Consider the following 15620-nt stretch of genomic DNA (forward strand, 5'->3'; position numbering starts at 1 on the left):
AGTTTGCCGAACCCGCACTCCGCTGCTGGTTGATTTCGATCAGAGCGGGACAGCCTGCTGGCGAAGCAATAGGTTACGGCAGATCACGCTCCCGCGCGCGTGGAACTCTTTTGCATCATCGAAGCTTGTCTCCTCACATCATGAATGGAGACATCCCATGAAGCCGATGCTGACCCTGACCGCCGCCGCCACCCTGGCCGCCGGCGCAGCCTTTGCCCAGACGACCGTCATCACGGACCCCAATCCGGTTGTCGTGACGACGCCCTCGACCTCGGTCGAGAAGGTTCAGACCGATCCCAACACCACCGGCGGCGGTGCCTTGGGCGGCGCGGCCTCCGGCGCGATTGCCGGCGCGGCCGTGGGTGGCCCGATCGGCGCTGCCGTGGGCGGCCTTGCCGGCGCCGTGGTGGGCGATGTGTCCGAGGACGCGCTGACCCCCGAAACCCGCACCTACATCATGGAGCACAAGACGGAATCCGTCGTCCTGGACGCTGCCCCCACCGTGGGCGCGGTCATCCCCGAAACCGCACCCATCCAGGCCGTGCCGAACACGCAATACCAGTATGTCTATGTGAACGACCGGCCGGTTCTGGTCGAGCCGGGCAGCCGCAAGATCATCCACGTCTACGAATAATTCCCGCGGCACATCGACGACCGACAGGCTGGCCTTCGTGCCAGCCTGTTGCTTGTGGGGCATCGGGAAAGTGGCGACCCCGGAAGGAATCGAACCCTCAACCTGCCGATTAGAAGTCGGCTGCTCTATCCAGTTGAGCTACGGGGCCACGGGCCGACTTTTGCGGGATCGCGCGCCGATGCGCAAGTCACCGCTGCACGGAGCAGTTCCGGAAAAGCGTCCTGTCCTGGCCATCTGGCCCGACCGAGATCAGCGCGTCGTCGCCCTTAACCCACAGTTGATAGGCATCGGGACCGTCCCCGCTGCGATAACGCGCCCCGGAACCCGAGACCACCTGACGCATCCCCAGCAGCTTATCGTCGATCCGGGCCACGGCGTAGGAAGCACCGCCCTCGGGATTGATGAAAACCACCGACACTTGGACCCCGCGTTCGCAAAGATAGGTCGCGGTGATAAGGTCATCCGTCTGGGCCAGAGTCATCGTTGCGGGGCAGCAGGCGGCAAGGATGAGGGCGCGGATCATGCCTGTCTCACAAGGCCAGCGTCATGAAGACGCTGTTCGGATCGGGGTGATAGCTTCCGAAGGGCGGGCATTCGGCAAAGCCGCCCCGTGTGTAAAGGCTGCGGGCGGCGGCAAATCCGGGCTGCGCGCCGGTTTCCAGGGACAGGCGCGTCAGGCCCGAGCGTCGCGCATGGTCGATCAGGTATTCCAGCATCAGGCGGGACAGGCCCCTTCCCCGCGCCTCGGACAGGACATGCATGGACTTCACCTCGCCATGCGCTTCGTCCAGGCGCTTCAGCGCAGCCATGCCCAAGGGCTTGCCAGACTGACGCAGCACAAAGAACTCGATGGCGGACGACACAAGCGCCTGGCGCGGCAGCATGTGGATCGACTCGGGAGGGGTATCGGCGTGCATGTCCGCCGTGTGACGCTGGAACAGCAGGTCCAGATCCTCGGCCAGCGGCGATTCGGATGCGAAGGAAAGGGGTTCTGTCACGGCGACCTCGCGGATGATGCCGCATGGCTAGCAAGGATCGCAGGGACCGGCAATCGGCTGCAAAAAGGCGGCCGCCGGGGCCGCCCTGCAACGGGTCAGGGGATCAGGCTGCGCGCGACAGCAGGACCTCTTCGACGCGCTTCTGCGCCGCGCCTTCGTCAACGCCGCTGACGGCTGCGACCTCGCGGGTCAGGCGATCCAGTGCGGCTTCATACAGCTGGCGCTCGGAATAGGACTGTTCGCGCTGGTCGTCGTTGCGGTGCAGGTCGCGCACGACCTCGGCAATCGACATCAGGTCGCCCGAGTTGATCTTCTGGTCGTATTCCTGCGCGCGGCGCGACCACATGGCGCGCTTGACACGGGCCTTGCCCTTCAGCGTTTCCAGCGCGCGGTCGATCAGGTCGGGGCTCGACAGGCTGCGCATACCGATTTCAGTCGCGCGAGAGGTCGGGACGCGCAGGGTCATCTTGTCCTTTTCGAAGGAGATGACAAACATCTCCAGCCGCAGTCCCGCGACTTCCTGCTCTTCGATCGACACGATCCGGCCCACGCCATGGGCCGGATAGACGACGAAGTCATCGGGGCGGAATTCGTTTTTCTTGGTCTTGGACATATGGCTTCCTCTAGGTGGTGCCTTCGGGGGAAGGACACAAAAGAACCGCAAGCGGCAAAGGCCACCTCCGGTCCACTTATCAGGTCATGTTGTTTTCCCTGCCCGGCAGAGGACAGGAAAAGACAATTGGGGGCGCACACCTTCTGGGCCTCTGACTCCCATCAGATGCGAATGTGACCGGAACATAACACAAAAACACCGCCGAAAAAAGCGGTTGAGTGGAAGCAGCCATATGGGTGTGGCCAAGCCGCTATGCAATCAGATCAAGGGCCTGATTTTTCAGACTTGGCGGATTCCGGAACGATCACCGGAATTGCGCTGAAAGCGACGCAACGTCACGCGGGGATCAATCCCCCTCGCCGGGCGCCTCGGAGAAATACTTCTCTAGCTTGCCGGTGACGCCGTCCATTTCAGCAGCCGTTGGCAGCGGCTCTTTCTTCTGCGTGATAACTGGCCAGATTTCCGAATACTTGCGGTTGAACTCGACCCATTCCTCCATGGCCGGTTCGGTGTCCGGGCGAATCGCGTCCGCCGGGCATTCGGGTTCGCAGACGCCGCAATCGATGCATTCGTCCGGGTGGATGACCAGGGTGTTCTCGCCCTCGTAGAAGCAGTCCACGGGACAGACCTCGACGCAGTCGGTATATTTGCACATGATGCAATTATCGGTCACGACATAGGTCATCGCAGGCTCCATTCCGTCTGCCGGCTAGTTACGCCCGGCATTCCGATCATTCAAGGCTGCGTCTGCGGAAAAGACCATCGTTTCAGCAAACGCAGAGGCAGGCGAACAGGCGTTCGCAGCGTGGCTGGCCGTGCCGAACGCCGATCCTAACCCTCGGCGCCCAGGTCATGATACAGATCCTGAGCCTCACTGGCGGGTCCGCGGCGATGACCGATGGCGGTGATTTCAAGCGCCCGCACCCGACCATGGGCCGAGACCACGATCCGGTCGCCGGGCCGGACCAGCTTGCCGGGCTTGTTGCAGGGCTGGTCGTTCACCCGCACGCCCCCGGCCTCGATCCGCTCCACGGCAATCGCGCGGGACTTGAAGACACGCGCGAAAAACAACCACTTGTCCAAACGGAGCCCGCCAGAAAGTCCCGGCGGGGTGTCCGTCACTTCTTGTCCTTCAGCGCCGCAAGGATCGCGAAGGGGCTGTCGGGATCAGCCTTCTTCTCGGGCCGAGAGGAGAAGGTCGCAGGCTTGTTGTTCTGCGGCTTCCCGCCCTTCTTGAAGTTGTCCTTGCCGCGCGGCTTGCCGCCGCCTTCGCCCTGGTTGCGATCCTCGCGCTTGTCGCGACGCTCGCGGTTGGGGCGGCCGCCTTCCGGGCGATCCTGGCGTTCCTGCCGTTCACGGGGTTCACGCGGCTCTCTCGGTGCGTCCTGCGCGGCATCGCGACGCGGGCCGCCACGACGGTTCTGGCCTTCGCCCTGCGGACGGCGGTTCGGACGGGGCTTGGGCGCCCAGCGGAAGGTATAGAAGACCTCCATCTCGGGGGCGGCTTCCTCGACCACCTCGCCCGCGGCCTCGGCCTCGGCGCGGCGCTTCTCGGCCTGCTCGGCCTCCCAGCGGGCGCGGGTTTCGGCGGCAAGGACGCTTTCCTCCTCGGTCATCGGGGCATCCGAACCCTCGCCCTCGGGCGCGGAGATGACCACCGGAACCTCGGCCACCCTGACCTTGGCCCGCTCGCCCCGTTCGGCGGCATAGCCCAGGCCTTCCATCAGGCGGGAAAACTGTTCCAGCGTCATGCCGGTGATCGACAGCATGTCGGGATTGGCCTCGAACCCGCCACGCGTGTCCTGGGTGCGCAACAGGTCGGCCAGCCGTTCCAGCATGTCGATGCGGATCGCCCGTTCGCCCGCGGGGCGATAGCCCGACAGCGTATAGTGCTGTTCCGGCACATCGGGGATATGCGGAATGGTGACCAGGCCGGGAGGGGGGCTTTCCGGGAAGGTGTCCAGGCCTTCGGCCAACGACCACAGAACCAGCCGCAGACGGGTCGGCGCGGGCTTCAGAAGCGTGGGCATGAAGATCGTGAACTGGCCGAAGCGGACGCCATGCTTGCGCAATGCGCCCCGTGCGTCCTGGTCCAGGTCTTTGACCTCATGCGCCACGCCTTCGCGGGGCAGCACGCCAAGAGATTCGACCAGGCGGAAGGCAAAGCCGCGGGCAAGGCCGGCCAAGGCCTCGTCCTTCTGCAGGCCAAGAAGCGGCTCGAACAGCGCGGCGACCTTGCGGTCGATGAAGTGCTGCAGGCGCCGCTTGACCTTCTCGGCGATCTCGGGGCCGGCTTCCTCGTCCACGAAGACCTCGACGCCGGGATGCAGCGCATCGGACCCGCGAACCAGCTTGCCGACGGCGGCGGTGCCCCACATCAGCCCGCCCTGTTCGGTATAGTCCAGTTCGGTGTCCGGCGCGTTGTAGAAGCGGTCGGCGCGCAGGTGGAACTCGGGGCGCAGCGCCTCGTAGCTGGCGCGGTTCAGCATCCGGGCCTCGTCCGCCGTCGCGGTCTGGTCGGGGCGGAAGCGGAATCCCTCAAGACGGCCGGCGAATTCGCCCTCGACCGTCACTTCGCCCTTGTCGTTCACTTCGGCCACAAGGCTCTCCTTCTGCTTGAGCCGGCGCAACAGCACCGAGGTGCGCCGGTCCACAAATCGTTGGGTCAGCGCCGCGTGCAACGCGTCTGACAATCGGTCTTCTACCGCGCGCGTCTCGCCGCGCCAATGGCTTTCGTCCTGAACCCAGCCAGATCTCTGCGCGACATAGGTCCAGGTGCGGATATAGGCCAGCCGCTTCGAGATCGCGTCGATGTCGCCATGCGTCCGGTCGATGCGCTTGATCGCATTGCCCAGCCAGTCCGACGGGATCGCGCCGTCCTGCAGGAATCCGAAGATCCGCGCCAGCAGGCTGGTATGTTCGGCGGGCGAGATGCCGCGGAAATCCGGCACCCGGCAGACATCCCACAGCAGCCGCACATCCTGCCCGCCGCGCACGCGGTCGCGGATTTCGGGGATGTCGCGCAGGGTCTTCAGCGCCTGCACGTCGTCGGCGTCCCTGCCCCGGCCCAGCAGCGCGTGGCCAGACGGGGCCTCAAGGCTCTCGACCAGCCGGTCCATCGTGCCGAACTGCAGGTCGGAATTGCGCCAAGTCAAACGCTGGATAGGCGCGAAGCGATGGTTCTCGATGGCATCGACCAGGCCTTCGTCCAGGATCTCGGCCTCGCCCGTCACCCCGAAGGTGCCGGATTCGGTGTGACGCCCGGCGCGGCCCGCGATCTGTCCCATCTCGTGCGGGAACAGCGGGCGGACACGGCGGCCGTCGAACTTGTGCGTGGCGCTGAAGGCGACGTGGCGGATATCGAGGTTCAGGCCCATGCCGATGGCGTCGGTGGCGACCAGGTAATCGACCTCGCCCGCCTGATACATCGCGACCTGCGCGTTGCGGGTGCGCGGGCTGAGCGCCCCCATGACAACCGCGCAACCGCCCTTTTGCCGCCGGATCAGCTCGGCCATGGCATAAACGTCATCGACGCTGAAGCCCACAATCGCCGAACGCGCGGGCATCCGCGACAGCTTCTTCGACCCCGACCAGGACAGTTGCGACAGCCGGTCGCGGCGCTGGAACTGGACCCCGGGGATCAGGGACGCGATTGCCGGCCGCATGGTGTCGCTGCCCAGAAACAGCGTTTCGTGCAGCCCGCGCATCTTCAGCAGCCGGTCGGTGAAGACATGGCCGCGTTCGGGATCGGCACAAAGCTGGATTTCGTCGATGGCCACGAAATCGGCGGCGATGTCGGGCATCGCCTCGGTCGTGGCGACCCAGTATTGCACGCGCTCGGGAACGATGCGCTCCTCGCCCGTGACCAGGGCCACGACCGAGGGGCCGCGCGCCCTGACGATGCGGTCATAGACCTCGCGCGCCAGCAGGCGCAGCGGCAGGCCGATGACGCCCGTGCGGTGCGCCAGCATCCGCTCGATCGCGTAATGCGTTTTCCCGGTATTGGTCGGGCCAAGGATGGCCGTCACCCGGCCGCGTTCATGAATTGTCATTGCCTAGATATCGGTGCCGTCTTGCTGCCGTTCCAGACGGGCGACGCCATCAATCGCCTCTTGCTGGTGGGGATGGATGGTCAGGCTCTTGCGATAGGCCTCAAGCGCGCGTTCGGTTTCGCCGGTTTCCTCCAGCATTGCGCCCAGTTGGGTCAGCGCGGGAAAGTGGCGCGGTTCAAGCTGCAGGGTACGGGCCAGATCCTGGAGCGCCGGGCCGAACTGCCCGGCACTCGCATAGGCGGCGGCGCGGGTATAGAAACCCATCGGGAAATCGGGCGCATGATCGGTCAGGGCGGTCAGATGGCCGATGGCAGCGGCGGCATCGCCCTGGTCCAGCGCCTCCTCGCCCCGCTGCAGCAGCAGATCCATGGCGGCGGACCCGGATTTCGACCATTCGCGCAGGATGTCCGATTCGGCGATGCGCCAGCTTTCGCCCGTGGGTTCGCCCAGGCGGCGGAACAGCGCGTCCATGTCGGGGCCGTCCTGCGCGCCTGCGGCGGCGGCCCCAAGAACTACGGCAAGAATTAAGAAAAACGTAGCTATTCGGTGGCAGATTGCCGCAACGACATTATGGAAAATGTGGCGGACCGGGCGCATATCTTGGATCTTAATCAGCCCGGCCGCCGGGCGCCAGTCCCATCGGAAAGGGAAGAACCAAAATGAGCAGTGTTGTGAATGCCGCTGTCGAGAAGCTGAGCGAGAAGATCAGCAGCTTCGGATCCACCGCGAAATTCGTGATCGAGAACGAAGGCGCGATCATGATCGACGAAAACGGCGTTCGCGCGGGCGACGATGAGGCCGAGGTGACCCTGTTCGCCAGCCGCGACACGTTCGAGGGGATCATGAACGGCAGCGTCAACCCGGCCACCGCCTTCATGATGGGCAAGCTGAAGATCGACGGGTCCATGGGCGTGGCCATGCAGTTGGGCCAGGCGCTGTCCTGATCGCCCGATGCAGGCTTCGCCGGCTCCTTTCAGGCAGTTGCCGGGCGATTCATCCCGCCCGGCGCAAGCCTTCTGGATGCAGGCCGACGACGGCGTGAAACTGCGGCTGGCCCATTGGGCCGCCGCTGCGGACAACCGGGGCAGCGTCCTGCTGTTTCCCGGCCGCACCGAATATATCGAGAAATATGCCGGTATCGCGCAGTCGCTGAATGCGTCGGGATACCAGGTCCTGTCGATCGACTGGCGCGGCCAAGGGCTGTCGGCCCGTTTGCTGCCTGATGCGCGTCTTGGCCATGTCGGGCAGTTCAGCGACTATCAGCGCGACGTGGTCGAGATGGTGGTGGCCGCCACCGACATGAGCATGCCCCGCCCCTGGCATCTGCTGGCGCATTCCATGGGTGGCTGCATCGGGCTTGAGGCCCTGCACCAGGGGCTGCCCGTGGAATCGGCGGCTTTTTCGGCGCCCATGTGGGGGATCAACCTGCGGCAGATGCCGCATGGCGTGGCCGTGGGCATGGCCTATCTGGCGGGCCGTCTGGGCCGGGGCGGGCGACCCGCGCCGGGCAGCGGCGGCGCCTTGGGCACCTATGTGCTGGACGAGAGCTTCAGCGCGAACCTGCTGACGGCTGATCCCGACGAATGGTGCCGCATGGTGCGCGAGGCCGCGGCTTGGCCAGACCTGACCCTGGGCGGCGCCAGCTTCGACTGGGTCGGAAAGGCGCTGAACGAATGCCTGCGCCTGTCAAGGCTGGGATCGCCCGATCTTCCTGCGCTGGCCAGCCTTGGCGGCGGGGAAAGGGTCGTTTCTGCCGCAGCGATCCGTGACCGCGTGGCACGCTGGCCCCATGCCACGCTGCTGGAGATCCCCGAGGTGCGGCACGAGATCATGATGTGCACCCCCGACCACCGCGCCGCCTTCCTGTCGGCGGCGCTGTCGCTGTTCACAAGTACCGACTAGGCTTTCCCGCCCGGCAGCACCTGGGGGACATGCACGGGCCGGGTCTTCTCGGCCATGTCTGCCGTGAGCAGGCGCAGACGAACGCGCTTGATGCGACGGGGATCGGAATCGACCACCTCGAATTCGGCGCCCGAGGCATGGGGGATCACCTCGCCCTGCACGGGCAGGTGGCCCGCAAGCATGAAGACCAGCCCGCCCAGGGTGTCGATATCCTCGTCCTGCTGGGGGTCGGACAGGGACAGACCCGTCTCGGCCTCGACATCCGACAGGGACGCGCGGGCCTGGATCAGCCACTGGCCGGGCTTTTCCACCACCCACAGGCTGCCTTCGGCCTCGTCATGCTCGTCCTCGATCTCGCCGATGACCTGCTCGATCAGGTCCTCGATCGTGACCAGACCGTCCACGCCGCCGTATTCATCAATCACCAGCGCCATGTGGATGCGCTTCTGCTGCATCTGCTGCAACAGCACGCCGATGGGCATCGACGGCGGAACATAAAGCAGCGGCCGCAGCATTGGCCGAAGGTTGAAATCACCGCCCTGTCCGAAGCCGTGCTTCAGCGCCAAGTCCTTGAGGTGGATCATGCCCAGGGGGCTGTCCAGCGTGTCGTCATAGACCGGCAGGCGGGAAAAGCCATGTTCGCGGAACAAGGCGACCAGATCGTCAAGGCTGCTGGTCTCGGGCGCGGCGATCACCTCGGCCTTGGGGACGGCCACGTCGTCCACGCGCATGCGCCGCAGGTTGACCATGCCTGGCGCGACCTGTGCAGGTCCCTGGCCGGCCTCGTCCGCGTCATCGTCGGCGCCGGTCAGGGCATCGAAGAAGCGCCCGAGGAAACCGCGCGAACTGGGAAGATCCCGCCCTTCCCCTCCGGTACCATCCGCCTCGGAGGCGGCATCGGCACCAAGGGGCCCGGCGGATAATCGAGACTCGGAGTTCATCAGACCTTCTCTTGATAGGGATCGGGGATATTCAGCCGCGACAGGATCGAACGCTCGGCGGCTTCCATTGTTTCCGCGTCCGCGTCGTTCATGTGATCATAGCCCAGCAGATGCAGGGTCGCGTGGACCAGCAGGTGGGTGACGTGATCGGCAACGGGCTTGCCCTGCGCCTCGGCCTCGACCAGGCAGGTGTCATAGGCGATGGCGATGTCGCCCAGTTCTTCCTCGTCCGGCAGTTCCGGCTTGGCGCCGGGTTCATGCGGGACATGCTCGACCGAGGGCCAGGAGAGCACGTTGGTCGCGCGCGGCTTGCCGCGGAAATCGGCGTTCAAGGCCGCGATGCGGGCGTCATCGCAGCCCATGACGACAACCTCGCCGCCGATGCCGTGCCAACGCAACGCGGCCTCGACCGCGCGTTCGGCCAAGGCCTCAAGCCCCAGCGTCTCCCATCGGTCATCCTCGATGACGCAATCGGTGGATATGTCGTCAGGCATCGCCTCGCATTGCCCGGCGGGGTGCGTATTGTCCGCGCGGTCCCTCTGATTCGCCACGCGCCAGGGCGGCGGCATCTTCCGCGTCATACGCCTGGATGATGCGCGCGACAAGCGGGTGCCGCACGACGTCCTTGGCCGTGAAGTAGTTGAAGCTGATCCCCCGGACCCCGTCCAGGATGCGTTCGGCATCGACCAGTCCGGACAGCATCCCGCGCGGCAGGTCGATCTGCGTGCGGTCGCCGGTGATCACCATGCGCGATCCCTCGCCAAGGCGGGTCAGGAACATCTTCATCTGCATCGAGGTGGCGTTCTGCGCCTCGTCCAGCACCACGAAGGCATTGGACAGCGTGCGCCCGCGCATGAAGGCCAGGGGCGCGATCTCGATCCGCTTTTCCTCCATCAGCTTCTGCATCTGCTTGGCCGGAAGAAAATCGTTCAGCGCGTCATAAAGCGGCTGCATGTAGGGATCGACCTTTTCCTTCATATCGCCAGGCAGGAAGCCCAACCGCTCGCCCGCCTCGACCGCGGGGCGCGACAGGATGATGCGATCCACATGGCCGCCGATCAGCATGGTCACGCCGACCGCGACGGCCAGATAGGTCTTGCCGGTGCCCGCCGGTCCGATGCCGAAGGCCAGTTCGTTCTGGAACAGCGACCGGACATAGGCTTTCTGCGCATCCGTGCGGGGCTCGATCGATTTCTTGCGGGTGCGAAGCTCGTAATCGCCCGCCGCGAACATCTCCAACTGCTCGGCCGGGGTGGTGGGCGTGCTGCCCTCGACTCCCATGCGCAAGGCGGCCTCGACCTCGGCCAGCGAGACCGGGCGGCCCTGTTCCAGGCGCGCGTAAAGGCCGCGCAGCAGCAGCGCGGCCTCGGCCTGCGCCTCGGGCCCCCCGACGACGGCCAGCTGGTTTCCACGTCGCAGGATATGGACGCCAAGCGCCTCCTCGATCCGCGCGAGGTGCCGGTCATTGGCACCGCACAGGTCGATCAGCAGCCGGTTGTCGGGAAATTCCAGCAGGGTTTCAGCCGAAGGGGTCGCAACGGGGGGCGTAGGCGTAAGGCCCAAATCTCTCTCCTGCATAGGCATCTTGCAGACAATGGTGGCGATCCAAGCGGATTCGCACAAGGTCATGTTGCAGGTTTATGTGGCAATTGTGTCACCGCGTGACCCAGAAACCCCGCCAGGGGCGGCGCCTGATCCATCCGGGCCACCGGGCCATCCCAGGCGATGCGCCCGTCCTGCAACAGCGCCACGCGGTCGCCGATGGCACGCACCGAGTCCATGTCATGCGTGATCGTGATGGCCGTGGCGCCCGTTTCGGTCACGATGCCGCGGATCAGGTCGTTGATCCGCCGCGCCCGGATCGGGTCCAAGCCGGTGGTCGGTTCGTCGAAAAAGATCACCGCCGGATCGTCGGCGATGGCACGGGCAAGCCCGGCGCGCTTTGCCATCCCGCCCGAGAGTTCGGCGGGCATCAAATCGGCGGTTTCCGGCCCCAGGCCGACGCGGGCCAGCTTTTCCACGGCAATGGCGCGGGCTTGCGCATCGGGCATCCGCTGGCGCAGGCGGAAGGCCACGTTCTGCCAGACGGTCAGACTGTCAAACAGCGCCGCGCCCTGGAACAGCATCCCGAAGCGGGCCAGGAAGGCGGGCCGGGTCCTGCGGTCCAGCGGCTTGCCCTGCCACAGGATCTGCCCCCCATCCGGCGCGGTAAGGCCCAGGATGCATTTCAGCAGCACGGATTTTCCCGTTCCCGACTGGCCGATCACGCAAAGACTTTCGCCCTGCCCGACCGCCAGATCGACGCCCGCCAGAACGGGCGTGCCGCCAAAGGATTTGCGCAGCCCCGCGATCTGGATCATTCGAAGAACAGCCCCGTCAGCACGAAGTTCGCAGCCAGGATCCCGACGGCCGAGGCCACGACGGCGGATTTCGTGGCCCGCCCGACGCCTGCGGCGCCCCGGCCCGAATGGATGCCGAACCAGCAGCCGCAGGTGGCGACGATCAGGCCGAAGACCGCGCCCTTCAGCAGGCCCGACACCACGTCCCAGCTTTCCAGATAGGCCCGCGAGTTCGCCAGATAAGCCGCCGAGTTGAAGCCCAGCGAGCCGGTGCCGATCAGCCAGCCGCCCAGGATGCCGATGATGTCGCCAACCGCCACAAGCGCAGGCACGGTCAGCATCGCGGCCCACAGCCGGGGCGTAACCAGCCAGCGCATCGGGTCGGTGGACAGCGTCACAAGCGCGTCGATCTGTTCGGTCACCTTCATGGTGCCGATTTCCGCCGCGATGGAACTGGCGACACGGGCCGCGACCATCAGGCCGCCCAGGACCGGGCCAAGCTCTCGCACCATGCCGATGGCGACAATGGCGGGGACCACGTCGCTGGCCTGGAAGCGCGCGCCTCCGGAATGGATCTGCAAGGCCAGCGCGGCGCCGGTGAACAGCGCGGTCAGACCGACGACCGGCAGCGACAGCCAGCCGATCTGGACCAGTTGCGCCGCGAAGGCCCGCCCATGGAAGGGCCGCAGCCGGAACAGCCCGCGCGCCACGAACAGGGCGATGGCACCGATGCCGCGCGTCAGCGACAGGGCGGCGCGGCCGGTCAGGCGGACTGGGATCACAGATAGGTCCGGTCGTAGCGATGACCAAGCGAGGTCAGGATCTCGTATCCGATGGTGCCCGCGTGATCCGCCAACCGGTCCACCGTCTGCTCCGGGCAGATCAGGTCCAGTTCCCCCGGCACGTCGGCCAGTCCGGTCACATCCACGGTGATCAGGTCCATCGACACCCGCCCGACGATCGGACAGGCCGTGCCCGCCGCGTAAAGGCTGACGCCCTTCGATGAAATCGAGCGCAGGACCCCATCGGCATAGCCCGCGGAAACCGTGGCGATGCGCCGCGGCGCGTTCGCGGTCCAGGTGGCGCTGTAGCCGACGAACTCGCCCGGCTGGACCGTCCGCGTCTGGATCACCGGCAGGGACAGGCGAACCACCGGCTGCGCCTCCGCAAAGGGCAGCGCGCCGTAAAGGCCGATGCCCGGCCGGACCAGGTCGAAGTGATAGTCCGGTCCCATCAAGGTGCCGCCGGTCGCCGCCAGCGAACGCGGCACGCCGCAGTCATCCGTCATCGCCCGGAAGGAAGCCAACTGCACGGCATTGGCGGGGTGGTCCGGTTCGTCCGCGCAGGCCAGATGGGACATGATGAAGTCGGGCTTCGCGGCCAGGGCCTCGGCCCGCAGCGCGGACCATTCGCCCGCTTCCATGCCAAGCCGGTTCATGCCGGTGTCGAGCTGGATCGCGAAGGGCTTGCCGGGGCGCATGGCGCGGTCGCGGAAGAACTGCTCGGGGCTGTTCAGGACGGGGACAAGGCCGGTCAGGTCCGCGCCCTCCATGTGGCCGGACAGGACATTGATGCGGGCGTCATCGGGCAGATGCGGGCGCAGCGCCCGCCCTTCGGATGCCAGCGCCACGAAGAAGTCGCGCGCACCGGCCTGATACAGGGCGGGCGCCACGCGGGCGGCGCCCAGGCCGTAGGCGTCCGCCTTGACCACGGCAGCGGCACGCGCACCGGGGGCCTTGGCGGCAAGGGCCTTCCAGTTGGCGACGATGGCTTGCAGGTCGATATGCAGGGTCATTGCGGCGTATCCCGTGGTGGCCGGTCCTGTTGGGGTCGGCGACCTTCAAGCAGAAATCGGCCCGCGCTTCCAGCCCGGATCGCCTCAGACGAACTGCTCGCGCAGCAAGCGTTCCTCCAGCCCGTGGCCGCGGTCGAACAGCAGGCGGTGGCGCACGTCCTGCGCGCTGCGGATCTGGACGCGGACGACATGGCGCACCGACCGGGAATCGGCGTCGGCCATGACGGGACGGCGTTCGGGGTTCAGGACCTCGACTTCGACCTGCGCCGCCTTGGGCAACAGCGCGCCGCGCCATCGCCGGGGGCGGAAGGGGGCAATGGCGGTCAGGGCCAGGACCTCGGAATTGATTGGCAGAATAGGACCATGCGCGGAATAGTTATAAGCCGTCGAGCCCGCCGGCGTGGCGATCAGCGCGCCGTCGCAGACCAGTTCGGCCATCCGCATCTTGCCGTCCACATGGATGCGCAGCTTGGCGGCCTGGGGGCCCTCGCGCAGCAGGCTGACCTCGTTGATGGCCAGGGCCTCGTGGATAGACCCGTCGGCCCGGATCGCGCGCATCCGCAGGGGGTTGATGACCGTCTCCTCGGCCGCCGCCAGCCGTTCGGTCAGCCCGGTTTCGGAATAACCGTTCATCAGAAAGCCGACAGTGCCGCGGTTCATGCCATAGACCGCCAGGTCGCGTCCCTGGATCGCGTGCAGCGTTTGCAGCATGAAGCCGTCACCGCCAAGCGCGACGACCACCTCGGCCTGATCCAGCTCCACCATGCCATAACGGCCCGTCAGCACCGCCAAGGCCTTTTGCGCGAGCTCGGCCTCGCTCGCGGTAAAGTGGATCCGTGTCGTCATGATAAACCCTGCCCCTTGTGCGGGCAGCATCCGACGGGGCACCGGGCATTGCAAGCCCCGTCGCCCGGCGCCCCACCGCGTCGCTTTTGTGGCTTTCCGCACCGTCACCCATGGGATAAGAGGGCGCCAAACCCCCGCCCACACCCCGCCCCCTGGCCCGACGAAAGGACGCGAGACCATGAACGCCCCGACCCGCGAAACCGGATTCTTCACCGAAACGCTGGCCAGCAGCGACCCCGAGATCGCCAAGGCCATCAGCCAGGAACTCGGCCGCCAGCGCGACGAGATCGAGCTGATCGCCTCGGAAAACATCGTGTCGCGTGCGGTCCTGGAGGCACAGGGCTCGGTCCTGACGAACAAATATGCGGAAGGCTATCCGGGCAAGCGCTATTACGGCGGCTGCCAGTTCGTGGACATCGCCGAGAACCTGGCCATCGAGCGCGCGAAGAAGCTGTTCGATTGCGAATTCGCCAATGTCCAGCCGAACAGCGGCAGCCAGATGAACCAGGCGGTGTTCCTGGCCCTGCTGCAGCCGGGCGACACCTTCATGGGCCTTGACCTGAACTCGGGCGGTCACCTGACCCATGGCTCGCCGGTGAACATGTCGGGCAAGTGGTTCAACGTGGTCAGCTATGGCGTGCGCAAGCAGGACCAGCTTCTGGACATGGAGGAAATCCGCCAGAAGGCCCTGGAAAACAAGCCCAAGCTGATCGTCGCGGGCGGCACGGCCTATAGCCGCGTTTGGGATTGGGCCGCCTTCCGCAAGATCGCTGACGAGGTTGGCGCATACCTGATGGTGGACATGGCCCATATCGCCGGCCTGGTCGCGGGCGGGCAGCACCCCTCGCCCCTGCCCCATGCCCATGTCGTGACCACCACGACGCACAAGTCCCTGCGCGGCCCGCGCGGCGGGATGGTGCTGACCAACGACGCGGACATCGCCAAGAAGATCAATTCGGCGGTCTTCCCCGGCCTTCAGGGCGGTCCTCTGATGCATGTGATCGCCGCCAAGGCGGTGGCCTTCGGCGAGGCGCTGCAGCCCTCGTTCAAGGAATACGCGGCGCAGGTGGTGAAAAACGCCCGCGCCATGGCGGACGAACTGATGAAGGGCGGCATCGACATCGTCTCGGGCGGCACCGACAACCACCTGTGCCTGGCCGACCTGCGCCCGAAGGGCGTGACCGGCAAGGCGACCGAAGCCGCGCTTGGCCGCGCCCACATCACCTGCAACAAGAACGGCGTGCCTTTCGACCCGGAAAAGCCCTTCGTCACGTCGGGCATCCGCCTGGGCGCTCCCGCTGGCACCACCCGCGGCTTTGGCGAGGAGGAATTCCGCCAGATCGCCCGCTGGATCGTCGAGGTCGTGGATGGCCTTGCCGCCAACGGCGAGGAAGGCAATGCCGAGGTCGAGGCCAAGGTGAAGGCCGAGGTGGCGGAACTCTGCGCGCGCTTCCCGCTGTATTCCGGGATGTGATCGCCTGAGCTGATCGCAAGGCCCCG

18 protein-coding genes and 1 tRNA gene are annotated in these 15620 nt (G+C 66.2%); 4 read left to right on the plus strand and 15 right to left on the minus strand.

What is annotated here, in order from left to right; all coding sequences use genetic code 11:
* The first annotated feature begins 157 nt into the window (after positions 1–157).
* On the plus strand, positions 158–634 hold the full coding sequence (locus OU682_RS11615) for a DUF1236 domain-containing protein (protein ID WP_268942283.1): 477 nt from the start codon (positions 158–160) through the stop codon (positions 632–634).
* 71 nt (positions 635–705) lie between these two features.
* Here the strand turns inward: OU682_RS11615 and OU682_RS11620 are convergent.
* The 8 genes from OU682_RS11620 to OU682_RS11655 all read right to left on the minus strand — a co-directional run bounded on the left by OU682_RS11620 (position 706) and on the right by OU682_RS11655 (position 6768).
* Positions 706–782: transfer RNA gene (locus tag OU682_RS11620), tRNA-Arg, on the minus strand.
* Between the two features lie 39 nt (positions 783–821).
* Positions 822–1157, minus strand: a complete 336-nt coding sequence (locus OU682_RS11625; protein ID WP_268942284.1) for an MliC family protein — start codon at positions 1155–1157, stop codon at positions 822–824.
* Positions 1158–1164: 7 nt separating this feature from the next.
* Entirely contained in the window at positions 1165–1632 is a 468-nt protein-coding gene (locus OU682_RS11630) for a GNAT family N-acetyltransferase (protein ID WP_268942285.1), read from the minus strand.
* A 103-nt stretch (positions 1633–1735) separates the two neighbouring features.
* A complete protein-coding gene (locus tag OU682_RS11635; protein ID WP_268942286.1) occupies positions 1736–2245 on the minus strand; it encodes a CarD family transcriptional regulator in 510 nt (169 codons plus the stop codon).
* Positions 2246–2591: 346 nt separating this feature from the next.
* Positions 2592–2930 (minus strand): ferredoxin FdxA, encoded by a 339-nt coding sequence (gene fdxA / locus OU682_RS11640; RefSeq protein ID WP_268942287.1) that lies wholly within the window; start codon positions 2928–2930, stop codon positions 2592–2594.
* 146 nt (positions 2931–3076) lie between these two features.
* Positions 3077–3367 (minus strand): RNA-binding S4 domain-containing protein, encoded by a 291-nt coding sequence (locus tag OU682_RS11645; protein WP_268942288.1) that lies wholly within the window; start codon positions 3365–3367, stop codon positions 3077–3079.
* Complete coding sequence (locus OU682_RS11650) at positions 3364–6297, minus strand: helicase-related protein (protein ID WP_268942289.1); 2934 nt, start codon at positions 6295–6297, stop codon at positions 3364–3366. The genes OU682_RS11645 and OU682_RS11650 overlap by 4 nt, the downstream gene beginning before the upstream one ends.
* Positions 6298–6300: 3 nt before the next feature.
* Positions 6301–6768, minus strand: coding sequence for a tetratricopeptide repeat protein (locus OU682_RS11655; RefSeq protein WP_268942290.1), 468 nt, complete (start codon positions 6766–6768; stop codon positions 6301–6303).
* Positions 6769–6956: 188 nt separating this feature from the next.
* On the opposite strand from OU682_RS11655, the gene OU682_RS11660 reads away from it, so the two are divergent.
* Entirely contained in the window at positions 6957–7241 is a 285-nt protein-coding gene (locus OU682_RS11660; RefSeq protein ID WP_268942291.1) for an SCP2 sterol-binding domain-containing protein, read from the plus strand.
* A gap of 76 nt (positions 7242–7317) precedes the next feature.
* Positions 7318–8199: an alpha/beta fold hydrolase gene (locus OU682_RS11665; protein ID WP_268942292.1), complete on the plus strand. Its 882-nt coding sequence runs from the start codon at positions 7318–7320 to the stop codon at positions 8197–8199.
* Here the strand turns inward: OU682_RS11665 and OU682_RS11670 are convergent.
* The 7 genes from OU682_RS11670 to OU682_RS11700 form a co-directional block, all read right to left on the minus strand.
* Positions 8196–9140, minus strand: a complete 945-nt coding sequence (locus OU682_RS11670; protein WP_268942293.1) for a hemolysin family protein — start codon at positions 9138–9140, stop codon at positions 8196–8198. The two genes, OU682_RS11665 and OU682_RS11670, sit on opposite strands and share 4 nt — an antisense overlap.
* Positions 9140–9634 (minus strand): rRNA maturation RNase YbeY, encoded by a 495-nt coding sequence (gene ybeY / locus OU682_RS11675; protein WP_268942294.1) that lies wholly within the window; start codon positions 9632–9634, stop codon positions 9140–9142. Before ybeY ends, OU682_RS11670 begins: the two co-directional genes overlap by 1 nt.
* Complete coding sequence (locus tag OU682_RS11680) at positions 9627–10703, minus strand: PhoH family protein (protein WP_371832238.1); 1077 nt, start codon at positions 10701–10703, stop codon at positions 9627–9629. Before OU682_RS11680 ends, ybeY begins: the two co-directional genes overlap by 8 nt.
* Before the next feature lie 62 nt (positions 10704–10765).
* The gene (locus OU682_RS11685; RefSeq protein ID WP_268942296.1) at positions 10766–11500 is read right to left on the minus strand and encodes an ABC transporter ATP-binding protein; all 735 of its coding nucleotides are present in this window, start codon (positions 11498–11500) and stop codon (positions 10766–10768) included.
* Positions 11497–12261 carry an MlaE family ABC transporter permease gene (locus OU682_RS11690; protein ID WP_268942297.1) on the minus strand — a complete coding sequence of 255 codons (765 nt, stop codon included), beginning with the start codon at positions 12259–12261 and terminating at the stop codon, positions 11497–11499. The genes OU682_RS11685 and OU682_RS11690 overlap by 4 nt, the downstream gene beginning before the upstream one ends.
* Positions 12258–13274: an alanine racemase gene (gene alr, locus OU682_RS11695; protein WP_268942298.1), complete on the minus strand. Its 1017-nt coding sequence runs from the start codon at positions 13272–13274 to the stop codon at positions 12258–12260. The genes OU682_RS11690 and alr overlap by 4 nt, the downstream gene beginning before the upstream one ends.
* Positions 13275–13358: 84 nt before the next feature.
* Positions 13359–14120 carry an NAD kinase gene (locus tag OU682_RS11700; RefSeq protein WP_268942299.1) on the minus strand — a complete coding sequence of 254 codons (762 nt, stop codon included), beginning with the start codon at positions 14118–14120 and terminating at the stop codon, positions 13359–13361.
* Between the two features lie 178 nt (positions 14121–14298).
* Between OU682_RS11700 and glyA the strand changes: the two genes are divergently transcribed.
* The gene (glyA, locus tag OU682_RS11705; protein WP_268942300.1) at positions 14299–15594 is read left to right on the plus strand and encodes a serine hydroxymethyltransferase; all 1296 of its coding nucleotides are present in this window, start codon (positions 14299–14301) and stop codon (positions 15592–15594) included.
* Positions 15595–15620 lie beyond the last annotated feature (26 nt).

The sequence above is a fragment of the Paracoccus benzoatiresistens genome (assembly GCF_026913015.1).
In the GTDB taxonomy this organism is placed as follows: Bacteria; Pseudomonadota; Alphaproteobacteria; order Rhodobacterales; family Rhodobacteraceae; genus Paracoccus; species Paracoccus benzoatiresistens.